The sequence below is a fragment of the Enterococcus mediterraneensis genome (assembly GCF_900604485.1).
In the GTDB taxonomy this organism is placed as follows: Bacteria; Bacillota; Bacilli; order Lactobacillales; family Enterococcaceae; genus Enterococcus_C; species Enterococcus_C mediterraneensis.
The window spans coordinates 1,566,867-1,584,666 of sequence record NZ_UWOP01000001.1 but is presented as its reverse complement, the minus strand read 5'-3'; the positions used below and the strand labels follow the sequence as shown (position 1 = coordinate 1,584,666).

The 17,800-nt window shown below is 41.6% G+C and carries 14 protein-coding genes; 1 reads left to right on the top strand and 13 read right to left on the bottom strand.

Going from position 1 to position 17,800, the window contains the following annotated elements; translation table 11 throughout:
- The 11 genes from EFB00_RS07770 to EFB00_RS07720 all read right to left on the bottom strand — a co-directional run bounded on the left by EFB00_RS07770 (position 1) and on the right by EFB00_RS07720 (position 14,630).
- Positions 1 to 1,560 (bottom strand): ABC transporter substrate-binding protein, encoded by a 1,560-nt coding sequence (locus EFB00_RS07770; protein ID WP_122646283.1) that lies wholly within the window; start codon positions 1,558 to 1,560, stop codon positions 1 to 3.
- Between the two features lie 257 nt (positions 1,561 to 1,817).
- Positions 1,818 to 3,641, bottom strand: coding sequence for an amino acid permease (locus tag EFB00_RS07765; RefSeq protein WP_122646282.1), 1,824 nt, complete (start codon positions 3,639 to 3,641; stop codon positions 1,818 to 1,820).
- Between the two features lie 163 nt (positions 3,642 to 3,804).
- Entirely contained in the window at positions 3,805 to 4,629 is an 825-nt protein-coding gene (locus EFB00_RS07760) for a Cof-type HAD-IIB family hydrolase (protein ID WP_122646281.1), read from the bottom strand.
- Between the two features lie 141 nt (positions 4,630 to 4,770).
- Positions 4,771 to 7,476 (bottom strand): YhgE/Pip domain-containing protein, encoded by a 2,706-nt coding sequence (locus tag EFB00_RS07755; RefSeq protein ID WP_122647068.1) that lies wholly within the window; start codon positions 7,474 to 7,476, stop codon positions 4,771 to 4,773.
- A 287-nt stretch (positions 7,477 to 7,763) separates the two neighbouring features.
- Positions 7,764 to 8,054 (bottom strand): hypothetical protein, encoded by a 291-nt coding sequence (locus tag EFB00_RS07750; protein WP_122646280.1) that lies wholly within the window; start codon positions 8,052 to 8,054, stop codon positions 7,764 to 7,766.
- A 61-nt stretch (positions 8,055 to 8,115) separates the two neighbouring features.
- Positions 8,116 to 8,490 carry a type II toxin-antitoxin system PemK/MazF family toxin gene (locus EFB00_RS07745; RefSeq protein WP_122646279.1) on the bottom strand — a complete coding sequence of 125 codons (375 nt, stop codon included), beginning with the start codon at positions 8,488 to 8,490 and terminating at the stop codon, positions 8,116 to 8,118.
- A 27-nt stretch (positions 8,491 to 8,517) separates the two neighbouring features.
- Positions 8,518 to 9,639 carry an alanine racemase gene (gene alr, locus EFB00_RS07740; protein WP_122646278.1) on the bottom strand — a complete coding sequence of 374 codons (1,122 nt, stop codon included), beginning with the start codon at positions 9,637 to 9,639 and terminating at the stop codon, positions 8,518 to 8,520.
- Between the two features lie 15 nt (positions 9,640 to 9,654).
- Entirely contained in the window at positions 9,655 to 10,005 is a 351-nt protein-coding gene (gene acpS, locus EFB00_RS07735) for a holo-ACP synthase (RefSeq protein WP_122646277.1), read from the bottom strand.
- Between the two features lie 118 nt (positions 10,006 to 10,123).
- Positions 10,124 to 11,623 (bottom strand): degradosome RNA helicase CshA, encoded by a 1,500-nt coding sequence (gene cshA, locus EFB00_RS07730; protein WP_122646276.1) that lies wholly within the window; start codon positions 11,621 to 11,623, stop codon positions 10,124 to 10,126.
- A gap of 276 nt (positions 11,624 to 11,899) precedes the next feature.
- Positions 11,900 to 13,252, bottom strand: coding sequence for a UDP-N-acetylmuramoyl-tripeptide--D-alanyl-D-alanine ligase (locus tag EFB00_RS07725; protein ID WP_122646275.1), 1,353 nt, complete (start codon positions 13,250 to 13,252; stop codon positions 11,900 to 11,902).
- A gap of 298 nt (positions 13,253 to 13,550) precedes the next feature.
- Positions 13,551 to 14,630, bottom strand: a complete 1,080-nt coding sequence (locus tag EFB00_RS07720; protein WP_122646274.1) for a D-alanine--D-alanine ligase — start codon at positions 14,628 to 14,630, stop codon at positions 13,551 to 13,553.
- Between the two features lie 186 nt (positions 14,631 to 14,816).
- On the opposite strand from EFB00_RS07720, the gene EFB00_RS07715 reads away from it, so the two are divergent.
- The gene (locus EFB00_RS07715; protein ID WP_122646273.1) at positions 14,817 to 16,556 is read left to right on the top strand and encodes an ABC1 kinase family protein; all 1,740 of its coding nucleotides are present in this window, start codon (positions 14,817 to 14,819) and stop codon (positions 16,554 to 16,556) included.
- Positions 16,557 to 16,576: 20 nt separating this feature from the next.
- Here EFB00_RS07715 and EFB00_RS07710 read toward each other — a convergent pair whose 3' ends face one another.
- Both EFB00_RS07710 and EFB00_RS07705 read right to left on the bottom strand, forming a co-directional pair.
- Positions 16,577 to 17,035: a YaiI/YqxD family protein gene (locus tag EFB00_RS07710; RefSeq protein WP_122646272.1), complete on the bottom strand. Its 459-nt coding sequence runs from the start codon at positions 17,033 to 17,035 to the stop codon at positions 16,577 to 16,579.
- 98 nt (positions 17,036 to 17,133) lie between these two features.
- The gene (locus EFB00_RS07705) at positions 17,134 to 17,796 is read right to left on the bottom strand and encodes an ABC transporter ATP-binding protein (RefSeq protein ID WP_122646271.1); all 663 of its coding nucleotides are present in this window, start codon (positions 17,794 to 17,796) and stop codon (positions 17,134 to 17,136) included.
- Positions 17,797 to 17,800: the final 4 nt, after the last annotated feature.

Genomic DNA, 17,800 nt, shown 5'->3' with positions numbered 1-17,800 from the left:
TTATTTTAATGTTAATTTACTCATATCCTCAAAGGTGTAGATTGGAATCAAGCCAGCTTCTTTTACATTTTGAACGCGACTGTTCACCGCCAAGACCTTTTTATTATCCACGATCGGATAGATCACTGCATCATCAGCGATTTGTTGTTGTAGTTTTTCATAGATTGCTTTGCGTTTCGTGTCATCCATCTCAACAGCTCCTTGTTTAAAGAGTTCGTCAGTCTTTGCACTCTTATATTGGAAATAGTTGGCAGAACCCGTCGAAGCAAACAGATAGGAATAAAGATCGGGATCATTCCCCATGATATAGCCGTTCATGAACAAGTCATATTTCTTAGAACCCGGTTTTTTCAACTCTGCCCCATACGCTGCACTGTCGCCACCAGCCAGTTCAACAGTAATACCGACTTTTTCAAGTTGTTGCTGGATTAGTGTCGCTTGGACTGTCTGAGCTGGATCTGAGGAAGAGAAGGCTAGATTAATCTTCAAATCGCTGACACCAGCTTCTTTCAACAATGCCTTCGATTTGTCGGCATCTGTTTGATAATCGTTCACGTCCGTCGTAGCATAAGGATTATTCGGCGGTAAAATCGAGTGAACGTTTTGATAATATTTAGTATCCAGATAAGCCGCTTTATTCAAATCATCACGATTCAACGCATATTGGATTGCTTGACGTACTTTGACATCTTTTAATTTGTCAGAATGTGTATTGAAACCTAAATACCCTACTCGATTTTCACTGTATTCATAAATGTCCATCTTATCTGTATCAAGATCTTCGATGTCATTCGGCAGCACAAAGGAAGCATCCACTTCACCTTTTTGCAATGCTACTTTAGTTGTGTCAGCGCTGGTAATAATCCGTAATGTGACGTTTTTGATTTTCGGTGTATCACCATAGTAATTATCATTTGCTACAAATTGTAAGTATTGACCGGTTTTATATTCTTTTAGCTGATAAGGCCCTGTTCCAACTGGTTTGGCAATCAGTGATTTTGCTGAAAAATCTTTTTCATCTTTAAAAACGTGCTCAGGAATGATATAGGTTTCTGTCGCAATATTATTCAAAGCTGCTGCACTGACAGAAGGCAAATCGAATTTCACTGTAGTATCATCAATTTTTTCTACAGTGATTGGCTTACCGTCCACCCATAGAGCATCTGCATTTCCATTTTCCTTCTTGACTTTTTGATCATAAGTAAAGACGACATCATCGGCGGTAAAAGCTTCGCCATCTGACCATTTGATGTCTTTTTTTAATTTCACAGTGATGGATTTGCCATCTTCAGCTGGTTGGATAGATTCAGCTAGCTCTAATTTTTGGCTACCATCGCCTTCGATACGGGCAAGTGGTGAATAGATCATGTTTGTTACCGTTAGTCCCCATCGATCACTGACATTTATCGGATTCATTGAGGAAGGATCCCCATTGATTGCGTAAGTGAATGTATCGCTTGATTCTTTTGAAGTATCTGCTTCAGAAGCTTTGCCGCTTCCGCAAGCCACTAATACCAGTCCTGTTATGGCAAGTAGAACTCCGTTAATTAATTTTTTCATTTTACCAACACTCCTTCATCATTGCCTATATTTATTTGATAGACAATTTGAAGTATAAACTAAATATTTCATCATCTTCAATCGAATCTCTCTAACTTCTTCAATAAGTATCGCGATAGCTTTAAGTTATCATAAAGAAAAATAACTATAATTTTCTGGTTATCTTTTAAAAAATATTGGATAAAAAAAGACACACAGACGAGTTATCTGTGTGTCTAATTCTTGCGGCCCATGTAATCTTACGCCACAAGGCTATTTTATTTTTTCAAATGATAACTATAGGTGCCGACAACGATATTTTGTCGCCAAGAAAGCCGGAACCGCAAACGCAGACTGGTTTGATTATGAAGAATATTCTGCCAGCGTCTTCGCGGTACAAATTGCGGGATAATGACGGTCGTCGTATAGTTGTGTTTCGCCGCATTTTTACTTACTAAATCCACATACCGAATGATTGGATTTTCAATTGATCGATAGGAAGAATGGACAACAGAAAAACGCACATCAGGGAATCTTTCTTTAAATTCCTGTTCGATCTCCTTTTCCTTAGCAACATCTTCATCTAACGACACGTGCATCGCCACCACATAATCACCGATAGATTGCGCATAATTCAGTGCACCGATGTTGACCCGTGTGACATTGCCCACTAACACAATAACAGTATTGCCATCGTAGGTATGCAGCGCAACATCATCTTCTAAACGCAACTGTTCCGCTACTTTTTTATAATGATCATGGATTTTGTAGAAAATGAACAGCAGGATCGGCATGATAATAAAGAACGGCCAAATATCCCCTAAACGGTAAATAAACAAAATCACAATAATAGCATAAGAGATAAATGCTCCTACAATATTCGCGATTGATTTTGTCAACCATCCTTTGCCTTCTTTACGCCATTTGATGACCATCCCAGTTTGAGAAAGCGCAAAAGGAATAAACACCCCAATGGAGTAAAGCGGGATCAAACGTTCCGTAGATCCTTGGAAAATAAAGAGCAGTACGATCGAACCTGTCGCCAATGTAATGATCCCGTTGGAGTAGCCTAGACGGTCTCCCCGATCTTGATACATATGCGGCATAAATTTGTCTTTTGCCAAATTATAGGCTAAGACTGGAAACGCGGAAAATCCGGTGTTGGCCGCTACCGCTAAAATCAATGCCGTTGTAAATTGCAATGCATAAAACATAAATCCGTGCCCAAAGACCGCTTTCCCGATTTGGGCCAAGACAGTCACTTCCGTTTTTGGCACGATACCATACCAGTAGTTGATAAACGTGATCCCAACAAAGAAGAAACCTAAGATCGTAGACATCATTACCAATGTCCCCGCAGCATTTTTTGCTCGTGGTTTCTTAAAGAACGGCACAGCGTTACTGATTGCTTCGACCCCAGTCAATGAAGAAGAACCTGAAGAAAAGGCTCGAAGAATTAATGCGATCGAGATCCCAGGAACCGCAGCCCCCGGTAATGCCGTGGCATTCAACGGTTGAGCACCAGTTACGATATTAAATAAACCAACAACGATCAAAATCGTGATCACCGCGATAAACGTGTAGACCGGAACCATCAAAAAGCTGGCAGATTCCCGCAGCCCGCGCAGGTTCATCATCATGATCAATAATACGATGATCACTGATATAGCGACTTGATGGTGATACAGCGCTGGAACCGCTGAAGTGATCGCTTCTGCCCCCGCAGAAACCGACACAGCCACTGTCAACATATAATCGATCAACAGCGAACCACCGGCAACCAACCCGGCGTTCTTTCCAAGATTCTCGCTACTGACGACATACGCCCCACCACCATGAGGATACGCATGAATAACCTGTCTATAAGATAAAGTTAATGAAATCAATAAAATAATAACAAATGCCGCAATTGGTAATGAATACCAAATTGCTGCTGCAGACAAAGCGACTAAGACAACGACAATTTGTTCAGTACCGTAAGCGATCGAGGACAACGCATCAGAAGACAACAACGCCAATGCCGCAAAACGGCTTAATTTTTGTTCGTCATTTTCTGCTGATTTTAGCGGACGTCCCACCAGCAAACGTTTCAAGTATTCCACTTTTTTCCCTCCAATTTTTTTCTTTAGAGAAGCACTGTTTTTCTCACAGCCAAGACTGTATGCTACGCTCAGAAACTGAAAATGTCAATGAAAATCCCAAGAAAATATCGTATATTTTCAAACTCTTCTTATAGTCTGAAATACCCATTGTTATATTCTTTATTTATTGTTTAGCGAGTATATATTTATCGATGGCGACTGCCGCACCAAAGTGATCGTTGTCCAGTGTCACAGCATCCGCAAACTCTTTGACTTCTGCTGGAGCATTTCCCATAGCGATACCTAATCCAGCGGCTTTTAACATCGGCAGATCATTGAAATTATCTCCAATGGTCATCACCTCTGTAAGCGGTAATTGATAGTAGCTAGCCAATTCTTTTACTGCTTGTTCTTTCGATACTGCTTTATGGGTAAATTCCAAATAGTTTTCTTTAGATAAATAAAATGCAGAGTGAGCTAAAGGATGATCACGCAACTCTGACATCAAACAAGCAATATCAGCTTTTTTACCAATAAATAAAATCTTATGGATCGCGATATTTTCATCCAGCAAGGCTTCTAAAGAACATAGTTGCGGTACGATCTGTGTGATACGCATTTCCTCTCTGACCCATATATCTTTATGAAAAACATACCACTCTGTTCCAGCATAGAGATTGATAGAAATTTCCGGAAACCTGTTTTTTGTCCATTGAAGAATCATTTTCGCTTCTTGCGGGTTCAACGGATGACTGATGATCTCTTGGTAGGTATCTTGTTGTCTGGTTACCACATAAGCACCGTTGTAGCTGACGATGGGGCTAGTTAACCTCAATGCTTGGGTAATCTCTAGCATTCCTTTAGGCGAACGTGCTGAAGCCAGTACGAAAGGGATCTTTTTTTGTTCCAACTGCATGATGCTCTGTGCGACTTTTTGAGGAAGTTGATGATCGCTGGTTAAAATCGTACCGTCAATATCACTGATCACCAAATTGATGGACTTTGCCATATTTTTGCTCCTTTTCATTTTTTTATACCTTTTCATTCTACTATTTCTATCAGACCATGGATACTCGCGTGCTTTTAGATTACTTTTGTAAATCTGGACAAATACTAAAAAAACCGCCATCTTGCGATGACGATTTTTTTCTTAATGGAAGAAATGACTTTCTTTAGAAACATTTTCTAATTTTTTCGTCATTTCCGACAAATGCGGATAAACAAATATTCCCAACAGACCGAAAACAATAAACAATCCGATCATAATCAAAATATCGGTAGTCGCATTTGGCCAGTAAACGCCCCCTGCCGCTTCCCGCAACAGATTCACCGCATGAGTAAATGGCAGGAATGGATTGACCATTTGGAAGAATTTTCCGGAAACCTGGATCGGATAGTTCCCGCCCCCGCCGGAAATCGACAAGACTAAAATAATGATCCCGATCCCTTTACCGATATTGCCGAATAAAGCTACCAATACATAGACGATCATCATGAATGCCAATCCGACGATCAGTGCAAACAGCACTGCATAAAATGGTTCACGAACATCGACACCCAATAAGAATTGGTTCCCAAGCGTTACGATCAAAGCTTGGAAGATCGCCATCGTCAAAAATGTCAGCATACGAGCAGCAAATGTTTCCCGTTTGCTGTATTTTTTCTTGTCAGCCCCGTCCAAATGATAAGCAGTCGTTGCGATACTTGACAGCAACAACGCTCCTACCCATAAACAAAGTGCAGTATAAAACGGTGTGCTGGCAGAACCGTTATTGGCGATTGGGTAAAGCTGATTGGTTTGCAGTTCGACAGGTTTTGTAAAGAAGTCGCTTTCTGTTTGAGCATCCAACTTCAACAATTTGATGACCTCACCTAAGTCCGCTTCGCTCTCGCCTTTGCGGATCGCCGAAGCGGCTTTATGGACGCCGCTTTTCAGCATTGGCCAATCATTATTGATCAAACCAACAGCGGCATCTAATGCTTTTTCAACTTCCGGCAGTTTTTCATCCACCATCGTCATTGTTGTTGTGATTTCTTTTTTGATACCAGGCCAATCGTTTTTCAAAAAGTCAGCGGCTAATCCCAGTTTTTGTTCCAGAACAGGCAATTCATTTTTGTAAAGATCAGCGCCTTTGTTGATACCATTGACGATTTCATCCATGTGTCCATTTAACATCGTATTGGCGTCATGGACTTCTTGACGGATCGCCGGCATTTCTTTTTGGTATTTTTCTAAAAGCTTGATAGCGTTGGCGACTGTTTTTTCTGTGGAACTTAGCAATGATTCAAAATCGATTTGTTTAGCTTTTTGCAGTGCATTTTGTGCAGTTGACAACGTCGTCAATAGCTTGGACAAAATTCCATTGACTGTTTCACTAATCTTGTTCACGTCGATTCCATTAATAAAAGAAGCGATCTGATCGGCAGCTGTTTGAATCTCTTTCAGATAATTTTTGATGTTATCTGTATTGCCTTCAGCAACCAGTTGTTTCAAATGTGTCAAACGATTGGAAAGATCTCCTAGAAGGTCACTGGCATGCTTCAGTTGATCGATCACTGTTTGCAGGTTTTGATTGCCGCTGGAATTTTGCAGTTGTTCCATAAATGAAACCAGATCAGCAAGTGCTGTTTTTTGACGATCGATATTGTTGATGAAATCATCGATCACTTGATTGATATGGGCTTTTTCCTCGTCTGATAACTGATTATCTGTCACTGCCTGGTTGATTACGCTGGTAATCGAAGAAGTCGTAGTAGCAACTTGACTGATGGCATCCAATGTGACAGAAACGCTGGACGTGATACTTGGCAACGCCGCTTGCAGCTGAGTTGCACCATCTTTGGTGGCACTTGCCAGATCATTCGCCTGATCCCCTAATTTTCTGACGTCCGGCAAAATCGTTTGTACTTGATGGATCACTTGCAAGCCTTGTTTTGCTTCATTGATACCTTCTGTCATTGTTTGTTCAATATTATCAAAATCACTATCCACCATCGCCAACTGTTTCCCGGCATTTTGGATCTCAGGAATCTTTTCTTGCAAAGTCAAAATCACACTGGCTTGTTTTTTCAGTTCCGGCATTTTGTCGTTTAACGCCGTCACTTTTGCCCCCATTTCATCGACTTTCGGAATATAGTCGGTAAATTCTTGTGCTTTAGCGATTTTTTCTTTGATTTCCGGCATCTTTTCTTGCAACTCAACGACTTTCTTCGTATAGCCGTCGATGGTATCTAGATTTTCATCTGTTTCTAAAATCATATTTTTGACTTTATTGATACTGACAAGGTTGGAATCAATATCATAGCCTATCTCATTGAAAACTTTCAATAAAGTCGAACTTGCGGTTTTGATAAAATTCTCTGAAATCTGTTCTTGCAAACTGGAAGCACCTTTATCGGTGATCTTCGGTGCAATAGCATTAATCTTTTCATTGATATAATACTGGATCTGCGGCTTTTTAATCTCTCCTGAGGTAAAACTCAACAAGTCTTTGGAGAAGCTTTTAGGCAGATAGACACCAGCATAATACTTGCCGGATTTGACACCTTCTGTCAGTTCTTTTTTAGAATCAACGAATTGCCAGCCTAGTTGCTTATTATCGTGAAGCTCGTCTAAGACCTGATCGCCGATCGCGACTTTTTTTCCTTGAAAGGTCTCAGGCTGGTCCGCACTGTAAACAGCGATCGGCAACTCTCCGGTATTTGAATAAGGATCCCACAATGCCTTGATATTGAACCAGGCATAAAGTGAAGGCAGGATCATCAACGCGACGATCAAAAATGTCGCCATCGGATTTTTAAAGATTCGTTTCCAATCTAATTTGTATAAATGTAAAGTATTTTTGATATGGTTCATACTTGTCATCCCTTTATTTTTTTCAGCTGTCATACTTTATCATGAAATCCCAGTCATTCCAATTCTCTACTGTTGGTTGACGACAGATTTTTGACACATTCGCAAATCTGTCATATATGCAATCCTTTTCACAGATGACAAAGCAGATTTTCCTTAACTTTATTTTAACTTTAGCATGATAGACGGTATCCGCCTATTCTTTTGCATAAGAAAAAGCCTTTTGTCTATCCACAAAAGGGCATTTGCATTTTCGATCGGATGGGATCTTTTATGGCTCATCTCATGTTTCACTTTTCAAAAGCGATGAACTGCTGATCGCGATAGATCAAAAGACCGCGTTCAGGTTGCTGATGCTGCAGATAGAGCTGATAAGGGATCTCTAAGCGGATCTCTTCTTCCGCAATTTGAAAAACGCCGTAATAGCGGGAAAAGTTTTCCGTTTCCGCTACACTGATTTTTTCGGCAAAAAGACAATAGACTCGCCGCTCACTGTTGCCCAGTCTTTTTAATTGCCGTATTTTTCTGATGATGAAATAGATCAAAAGGACGATTGTCAGGAATACTACAAAATATCCCACGTACTCACCTGCTTTCCTCAATAATTTTCTTATAAAAAAAGCCGAACACAAAGTTCAGCTTTTAGCATGTACGCCGATCAGCGATCAGGTAATCTTCTTCGATCCCTACACTGATTCGCAAAGCGCGGTCGACTTCTTCCATTATTTCAGAATCCAAATGGCAGACTTTGTCTTTCAATCGACTTTTATCTATCGTGCGAATTTGCTCCATCAAAATCACAGAATCTTTTCCGATCCCTTTTTCCATCGCTTTGATCCCGATATGTGTCGGGAGCTTCGGTTTTGCCATTTTTGCTGTGATAGCCGCAATAATGACGGTCGGGCTGAAGTGATTTCCGCGATCATTTTGGATTATAAGAACCGGGCGAACGCCCCCTTGTTCCGAACCAACAACTGGAGATAAATCCGCGAAATATACATCTCCGCGTTTTACCATAGTATTATTCATCCTTATTTATTATTTTCATTTCACGTATTTTCGAGGAACACGTTGCGAAATCGTACAAGCGACTTCGTAATGGATCGTCTCCAAATGATCTGCAATATCTTGCATCGTGATCGTTTTTTGCTGATTAGAGCCGATAAGGGTGACTTTCGTTCCTGTTTTGACAGCTTGCGGCAGGCGGATCATAAATTGATCCATGCAAACACGTCCAACGATCTCACAGAACTCTCCTTCTACTAATACTGAGAAGCCCTGCATTTTTCGCAGCCAACCGTCCGCATAACCAATGGGGACCGTTCCGATCCATTCAGCTTTCGGTGTGATATAGGTCTCACCATAGCCGATGCCTTCTCCTTTTTCTAAACGTTTGACTTGAATCAGCTCTGAGGTCAATTCAAGGGCTGGCTTCAATGGATAACTTTCCTTCAGTTCATGTCCTGACGGATTGAGTCCATACATCGCCACACCAAAACGGATCATATTGCCAATGGGTTCATCATGCCATAACGCAGTCGCGCTGTTGCTGACATGGACATAACGAGGCAGATGCGGCAAAACCTTCAATGCATCTTTGAATCGCTGATTTTGCATCTGAAAATAGCGATCATCTGCTTGGTCAGCTGTTGAAAAATGGGTGAAGATCCCTTCCCAATCCATCTGCGGGTTTTGTTGGATGGCTTCGACTGCTTGAAGCACCTCAATAGAGTTCAAAAACCCGATCCTTCCCATACCGGTATCAACTTTGATATGGATCTTCAATGGATTTTTTACTGGAAATTCAGCTAATCGTTCTTCGGCTTCTTCCAACCATTCCAATGTTCCCACTGGAAAAGCTAAATCATAATCGCTGACTAATGCAAGATAGTTGACCTCTACGATTCCTAAAATCAGGATCGGTTCTGTAAATCCTGCTTCCCGCAATTCGATCCCTTCATCAATAGTAGCTACGCAAAAACCAGTTGCGCCGCCTTTTTTTGCTGCTTTCGCTGTTTCGATAGCACCATGTCCGTAACCATTCGCTTTTACCACGGCGAACAGTTCGCGATTTTTCGGCAAACGATGTACTTCATTTGCTACGTTTTCAGTAATCGCATCTGTATGTATAATAGCTTGCGTTGATCGATGGTATGAAACAACCATAGAAAAACCTTCTTTCTATTCTTCCAAAATGATTTGAGCAAAAGCTATCGTGTCTGTATGAGTAATAGTGACAAAAACTTTGCCTGTAAATGGCGACCGAGTAACCATCGGCGCACCAGATCGATCTGTTAAGATCTCTAAGTCTTGAAAACCGAGTTTACCGATCCCCGTTCCCCACGCTTTTGAAAAAGCCTCCTTGCATGCGTAACGGCCGCCTAAAAATTCTATTTGACGTTTTACCGTCAAGTCTTGAAAAATTGCCAATTCAGCTTTCGTCAAGATCCGCGGGATAAACTTTGGTTTTTGCTCAATGATGTTTTTTATTCTTACAAGTTCTACGGCATCAATCCCGATTCCTTTGATCATTGTTTTGTGTCTCCCTTTTAAACTACTCCCATTCTACCAAAATTCCTTTTAAAAACCATTAAAATACTTCCGGAAAATAAAAAAAGTAAGCAAACCCGCGGATTTGCTTACTTTTTTACTAATCTTGGTTGTTTCGAATCACAAAGCCGCGTTTTTTATCATTGCTGCGGCGGTTATTTTTACGATAACCTTCTTTGTTGTAGCTGCCTTTGTTTTGTCTGCGGGAGTTGTTGCCTTCTCCACGACTGCGGTTACTGCGGCGGCTGCTGTTGTTTTTGTTGAAGCCTTTTTTGTTTTGAGGCAATGGGCGTTCTGGTGTGATTTTAACCGGAACTGCATCTGCAGGATCTTTAGCGACCGTCTTCAACAGCAACGCTGCTAGGTCTTGGGCAGAGTAACGTTCCAATAATTCATCTGCGGCTTGCAAGTATTTGTCCAAACCATTTTCGTCCATTTTGGCTTCGATTTGGTCCATTGCTGCACCTAATTGGCCTTTGAAGGCTTCTTTTTCGGTTGGCGGACGAAGGGGTGTCATCCGTTTTTTCGTCAAGTTTTCGATGACGTGCAGATAGCTCATTTCGTTTGGTGTTACAAAAGTAACTGACATTCCGCCTTTACCGGCACGGCCTGTACGACCGATACGGTGAACATAGCTTTCAGGGTCTTGAGGAATATCATAGTTGTACACGTGAGTAACACCGGAGATGTCTAATCCGCGGGCTGCTACGTCAGTGGCTACCAAGATATCCAATTGACCGTTTTTGAATGCTCGTAAAACGCTCATCCGTTTTTGTTGGGAAAGATCGCCATGGATTCCTTCTGCTTTATAGCCGCGTGCTTCTAAACCACGGGCTAATTCGTCTACGCGGCGTTTCGTACGACCGAAAACAATCGTCAATTCTGGTGTTTGGACATCGAATAAACGCGTCATTACATCGAATTTTTCGTATTCTTTTGCCCGAACATAATATTGATCGATCAAGTCAGCTGTCATTTCTTTTGCTTTGATCTTAACATGTTCCGGTTCTTTCATGAATTTTACACCGATATTTTTGATTGCTGGAGGCATAGTTGCTGAAAACAGCAATGTTTGGCGTTGGGCAGGGACTTGAGAAATAATTTTTTCGATATCTTCTAAAAAGCCCATATTCAGCATTTCGTCCGCTTCATCTAGGACCAATGTTTCAACAGTTGCCAATTTCAATGTGTGACGGTTGATATGATCCAGCATCCGACCCGGTGTACCAACAACGATATGAGGACGGTCTTTCAATCCTCGGATTTGACGGCCGATATCGGCTCCGCCGTAAACTGCTTGGACACGGATTTTTTTGTCTCTACCAAGACGGAACAGTTCTTCTTGGGTTTGGATCGCTAATTCACGTGTCGGTGCGATTACTAAGCCTTGTAATTGTTGGTTTTTAGGATCGATCTTTTCTAACATCGGCAATCCAAAGGCCGCTGTTTTACCAGTACCTGTCTGTGCTTGACCGATTACGTCTCTGCCTGCTAAAGCAAGAGGAATTGTCGCTTCTTGGATAGGTGTTGCTTCTTCAAAGCCGGCACGCTCCACGGATGTCAACAATTCTGGTGATAATTCTAGTTCTTTAAATTTCAAATGGATCCTCCTATTAGGTTGGATCTTTTTGCCAACCTATTTCTTTTTTTGAAGCGTTGATCTTTTTCCATGTTCTCCGGAGATGGTCCCTACACATCCAGTGAACATTTCAACACCGAAAAATCCGCTTCACGAAGGCATTAGAAAAGCCAAACGATTCCCGTTCGGCCTTTTATTATCATAAAAGTATTACTTTTTAACTATTCCAATTTGTACTTCATCTTTCGGTATTCATCTATACTAACACAGGTTGAAACTTTCAGCAAGTTTTCAAAACTATTCCATATTTTCCAATTCTTCCACGACTTCTAAAAGTCCCATCCCGTTACTGCCTTTTAATACGATGGTATCATTTGAGCGGATTTCTTTTTTCAAAGTCTGAATCAATTCTTGTTTATCATTCTTCTCAAAATGGAACGCTGTGATCGTCGTTTCTTCGTCTTTCAACGCATGGAGCAATGCTTTCATTTCTTCTCCATAAAGGAAGACAAGATCATACGCATCGACCACGTGTTCTGCCATTTGCGCGTGCAGTTGAGCAGAATCTGATCCCAATTCCAGCATATCTGCTAAAACCGCGATTTTCCGCCCTGATGTTTCGATCTTGGCAACTGTATCCAATACCAGACCCATCGCCGTTGGATTCGCGTTATAAACATCACTTAACAGATCCGCACCGTTGCCGGCTTTCAGCCATTCTGTCCGATTTTTAGTCAATTGGACTTCTGCCAATCCTTTTTTGATCTCTTCATTGCTTAGACCAAAATAGCGGCCAAATCCATAAGCGATCAACGCGTTTTTCACGTTATATGTGCCTAAGACAGGGATTTCGAAAACAGTATCATTGATTTTAAAGGAGGTATGTTCACGATCTTCAGAAATGATTTGTGCAGTCAGATCGCCTTTTTCCATTCCAAATGTTTGGATTTCTTGACTAAGATCTTTCGTTAGCGGATCTAACAGCGGTTCGTCTGAAGGAATCAATAAAAGACCATCTTTTTTCAAGCCTTCAACAATTTCCATCTTCGCTTTAGCGATCCCTTCCCGTGAACCGAGATTTTCAATATGGGCTTCGCCGATCAATGTGATGGCTGCCGCATCCGGTTGGGCCAATGTCGTCAATTCACGGATCTCGTTGAAACGATCCATCCCCATTTCTAAAATCAGCATCTCGCAATCTTCAGGAGTTTGGAAGACTGTGTAAGGCAGTCCGATATCATTATTGTAATTTCCTTGCGTTTTATAGGTTTTGAATTTTTGGGATAGGACTGATTCAGTCATATCTTTTGTAGTGGTTTTGCCGTTACTGCCGGTGATCCCGATAACTTTAGGTTTGATTTTTTTTAGATAATAGCCGGCTAGTTTTTGTGTTGCTGCTAGGGTGCTTTTTACCGGCAAGGGGATGATTCCTTCTGGCGCTGGCGTATCACGGCTCCACAGGGTAGCGATAGCACCATTGTCTAATGCATCCTGAACAAAATCATGACCGTCTCGCTGACCGGAAAACGGGATAAACAAATCTCCCGATTGGATCTTCCGACTGTCAAATTCAACGCCGTGGATCTCGCGGGAGTCATCGATATTGGGGATTTCTAATACTTGAGCGATTTCTTTAATTGTCAATTTCATACTCTATACTCCTTTAGTTGATTTGATGACTACAAATAACATTTTATCGTAAAAATTGCTTTATTTTTACAAAATGATTTTCCTGTTACTTCTATCATACAAAACTTTTACGCTGTTGCAAAAAATAAAGGAACCATGTCATAAGTTTTTTTCAAACTAACAGATACCCAGCTATAGATCCAGCGTTTTTACAGATCAACCAATTGTTGATCGTACTGTCGCAGAATTTCTAGTTTGGGTAGTTAGATTAGCTTTGACTTATGTCATGTTCCTTTTATGTCATTGCTCACAGAGCTGTTTACTCGGAGACATCCACCAAGAAACTGCGGCGTTGTCCATAACGATTCAATCCAAGTTGGATCAATTCTTCGATCAAGTCTCCGTATTTAAGACCCATTTTTTCCCATAGAGAAGGATACATACTGAATTGTGTAAATCCAGGCATCGTGTTCAATTCATTCAAGAATAATTCATTTTTATTAGTCAGGAAGAAGTCGCAGCGACTAAGCCCAGTCCCACCTAAGATAATATAAGCTTTCTTCGCGAAATCCTGCGCTTTTTGCTGAACATCTTCAGGGATCTCGGCTGGGATCTGCATTTCGATCTTATTATCGATATATTTTGAATTATAGTCATAAAATGCGACATCTTTGACGATTTCTCCGGGAACGGTCGTGCGTACATCTTCGTTTCCTAAGATCGCGACTTCGATCTCGCGAGCATCGATCCCTTGTTCAACGATCGCGCGTGTATCGTATTTATAAGCTTCTTGTAACGCGTTTTGCAGCTCTTCGCGATTCTCTGCTTTTGAGATGCCGACACTTGAACCCATATTCGCCGGTTTGATGAACATTGGGTATAGAAGTGTTCCTTCACATTGTTCAAAGATTTGTTTTGGATTTTCTTTCCATTGGTTTTTCAAGACAGGTACAAACGGTACTTGCGGGATACCGGCTGCCTGTAAGATATATTTGGTCATGATCTTGTCCATAGCAGAAGCGCTGGTCAAAACACCAGTACCGATATAAGGAACATCGATCGTTTCCAAAAAGCCTTGGATCGTCCCATCTTCTCCGTTTGGTCCGTGCAATAATGGGAAAACGATCGTATCCCCGTCATTTTCGATACCCGGCTGGATGAGTTTGCCGGTGAAGTCTCCCTCTGTTTCGCCATCTTCGGCCCATGTTAGATGGAGTACATCCTCAGATTGTGGTTTTTCTCGCAACAACGGACCTTGCACCCAACGACCGTCCTTTGCGATAAAAATCAATTGTACTTGATAATAGTTATAGTAGATCGCATTCAAAACGGAATATGCTGATAAAATCGACACATCATGTTCTGCACTGCGGCCCCCATATAATAAAACGATTTTCAAACGTCTTTCCTCCTGTAATTCAGAGTTATTTCTCATTTGATTCCTCCACATTTTAGCATAAAAAAAACAAAGCGAACAACTAAATTGAAAAAAGCGCTTTAAATTTTTCAGTTTAAATAGTCGGGATTTGTAAAATTTCAGCTTTGTCAGTACTATTAATTAAAAAGGTATGTTAGGAGGAAAGGGATGACTTCTCAAAACCAACCGTTTCCGTCAAAAAGTCAGCGTCTAAAAGAAATCCTGCGAGTCTTCACGAAATATCGTGTGGTGCAAAATCTCAGTCAGCAAAAAAATCCACAGGAAGTCCGCCACGCTTTTGAAGAATTGGGACCTACGTTTATAAAGATCGGACAAATGCTGTCAGTGCGCCCTGATCTGCTGAGCCCGGCATATTTGCAGACCTTTCAATCTTTACAAGACAATATCCGCAGTGACGATTTTACAGAAGTAAAAAAATTACTGGAACACGAATGGTCATTACCGTTAGAAGATATTTTTTCTTCTTTTGAACCAGTCCCCTTTGCTTCGGCTTCCATCGGACAAGCGCATCGTGCCGTGCTGAAAAGCGGACAGACTGTTGTCGTCAAAGTTCAGCATCCCGGGATCATCACAGCCATCAATACAGACTTAGCATTGTTTGAAAAAGCCCTGCCGTTGATCCGGGTGATTCCTGAAAGCAACGTGATAGATATCAAAAGCGTATTAAAAGAGGTCCGCCGCTCACTAGACGATGAGACGGATTTCATGAAAGAAAAACAGCAGGCAGAAGAGTTTTATCAAAAAAACAACGGGTGGAAACAAGTCCAAGTCCCAAAAGTCTATCCGGAGTACTGTACCCAAAAAGTGATCGTTTTGGAATGGATGGCCGGACAAAGTATCCGTTACTTTTTAAAGACCGATCCTGAAAAAGCTGCTTATTCGAACGTCACCAATCAAGAATTGAAAAATGAAGTGGGCCGTCTGCTAGTAGAAAGTTATATGAAACAGATTTTTGAGGACGGATTTTTCCATGCGGATCCTCACCCCGGCAATTTATTTATTCATCTTTTAGATGAAACAGAAAACTCACAAGCATTTATCAACAAAAAGCGGGTAGGCGTTTTAGGCGGGGTGGATTATACCCTGAAATGGCAAGATGTGCCAGAACTGCCGCCCTATCGGCTGATTTATTTGGATTTTGGCATGATGGGACATCTCAATGACTACCTGCGTTCCCGTTTAGCGGATGCGCTGATCGCTTTATACACGCAAGATTCACAGGAAGTAGGGAAAGCTGTTTTACGGTTATGTAAGCAAGAAGGGCCATTCAACGAAGATAATTTTTATCAAGAGTTGGATCATTTTTTGCAAAATTACGCTGATTTGCCCATCAAAGAGCTGGATCTGCAAGAAGTACTGGGACGCGTGATCTGGATCTGTCATACCAATAATCTGCAATTAAATCAAGAAATCACTTTGCTGATCAAAGCCTTCAGCACATTAGAAGGTTTGGTGGAAGAACTCGATCCCAACCTTTCCTTGATGGAAGTGATTCAACCATTCGCCCAAAAATATTTTTTACGCCGTATCGATTTGCAGGAAACCACCGGCCGCTATCTGTTAGATTTTTTAAAAGCCGGCAAAGCATTGCCTAAACTGCCTCATCGGCTTTTATCCGCGTTAGATACCTTCACTCGCGGCAATAGTCGGGTGCAATTGACAGTAAGCGATCAGCCTCAATTATTGGCATATGTAGAAAAAATGGTGACTCGCTTAGTGATCGGCTGGCTGCTGGCCTCAGTGATCATCGGCTCCTCGCTGCTGTTGATCAATACTGCCCGCCAGCCAGAATGGGTGACCCATTTAGGAATCGCTGGACTGATTTTTGTAGCAGTCGTATTGCTCCTGCACCTCCTCCGTTCCATCTATCTGTATTTTCGCAAATGAAAAAGCAGTAGTTTCAGATACTATTTTCTGAGACTACTGCTTTTTTGTAAAACTTCCCGCAAAATTTGTTTGAAATGTTGACGATCTTCTGCTGTGAAGGGCTTTGGTCCTTTCGTACGAGAACCGGATTTACGCATCTGTGCCCCCAGATAGCGTTGCATCAGCAATTCATCGATAGTTTCTATCAGATATTCTTTCCCATTATGATGGAAGGCACGGGCTTTTTTTCCTAACACCAACGATGCCAGACCATAATCTTGGGTGATGACGATATCTTCTTTCTGAATCTCTTTGACAATACGATAATCCGCACGATCCGCTCCCTTATCCACATAAATAAATTGGACAAATGCCGGATATTCTTTTCGAGTATAATGATCCACGCTCGTCACAATGACAACTGGTAAATGGAATTCTTTCCCTAATGAAATGACTTCTTCTTTGACCGGCGAACCATCGCCATCGATCACTAAACGCATCTTCACCCCTCCTGTTCTTTTTCAGTATGACGGAAGAACAGGATTTTTTCAATTTTTTCATAGGATAAAAATCCATCGTTTCTAGGAAGTGTGTTTTTCTATAAAAGGATCTCGCTGAATTCTTGATTTTTCAATTCATAGACTACATCGCAAACTTTGCCGACTGCCGGCTCATGAGTAACTAAAATGACACAGCGGTTTTCCTGATGAGCGATTTCTTGAAAAAGTTTCACGATTTCTTGCGAAGTGGCTTCATCAAGATTTCCGGTAGGCTCATCGGCGACGATCAGCTCATGCTCACAGCACAACGCCCGCACGATAGCTACCCGCTGCTGCTGACCGCCGGAAAGAAATGTCACTTTTTTATGCGCCATTTCTGATGTGATCCCCACCTTTGCCAAATTCTCTAAAGCATAAGCTTTTTTGTCTGGCTGTTTTGAACCGGCGATCTCCATCGCCGTCACTACATTGTCCACTGCCGATAAGTACGGCAGCAGATTATAGGCTTGAAAAACGATGGATACGTCTTGTCGCCGATAATTTTGCAATCCGATCTGTTTCAAGGAACGCTCTTGGAACGTGATGGTTCCAGCTTTAGGTGTATCAAGACCGGCGATCAGCGAAAGAAAGGTTGTTTTGCCTGAACCGCTGGAACCTAAGATCCCATACATTTTCCCCGCTTCAAATGTCAATGAAACATCTTCAAAAAGTGGTCGATCAGTTTCGTACCAATAGCCTAGTTTTTCCGTTGTTAATGTCATGAAA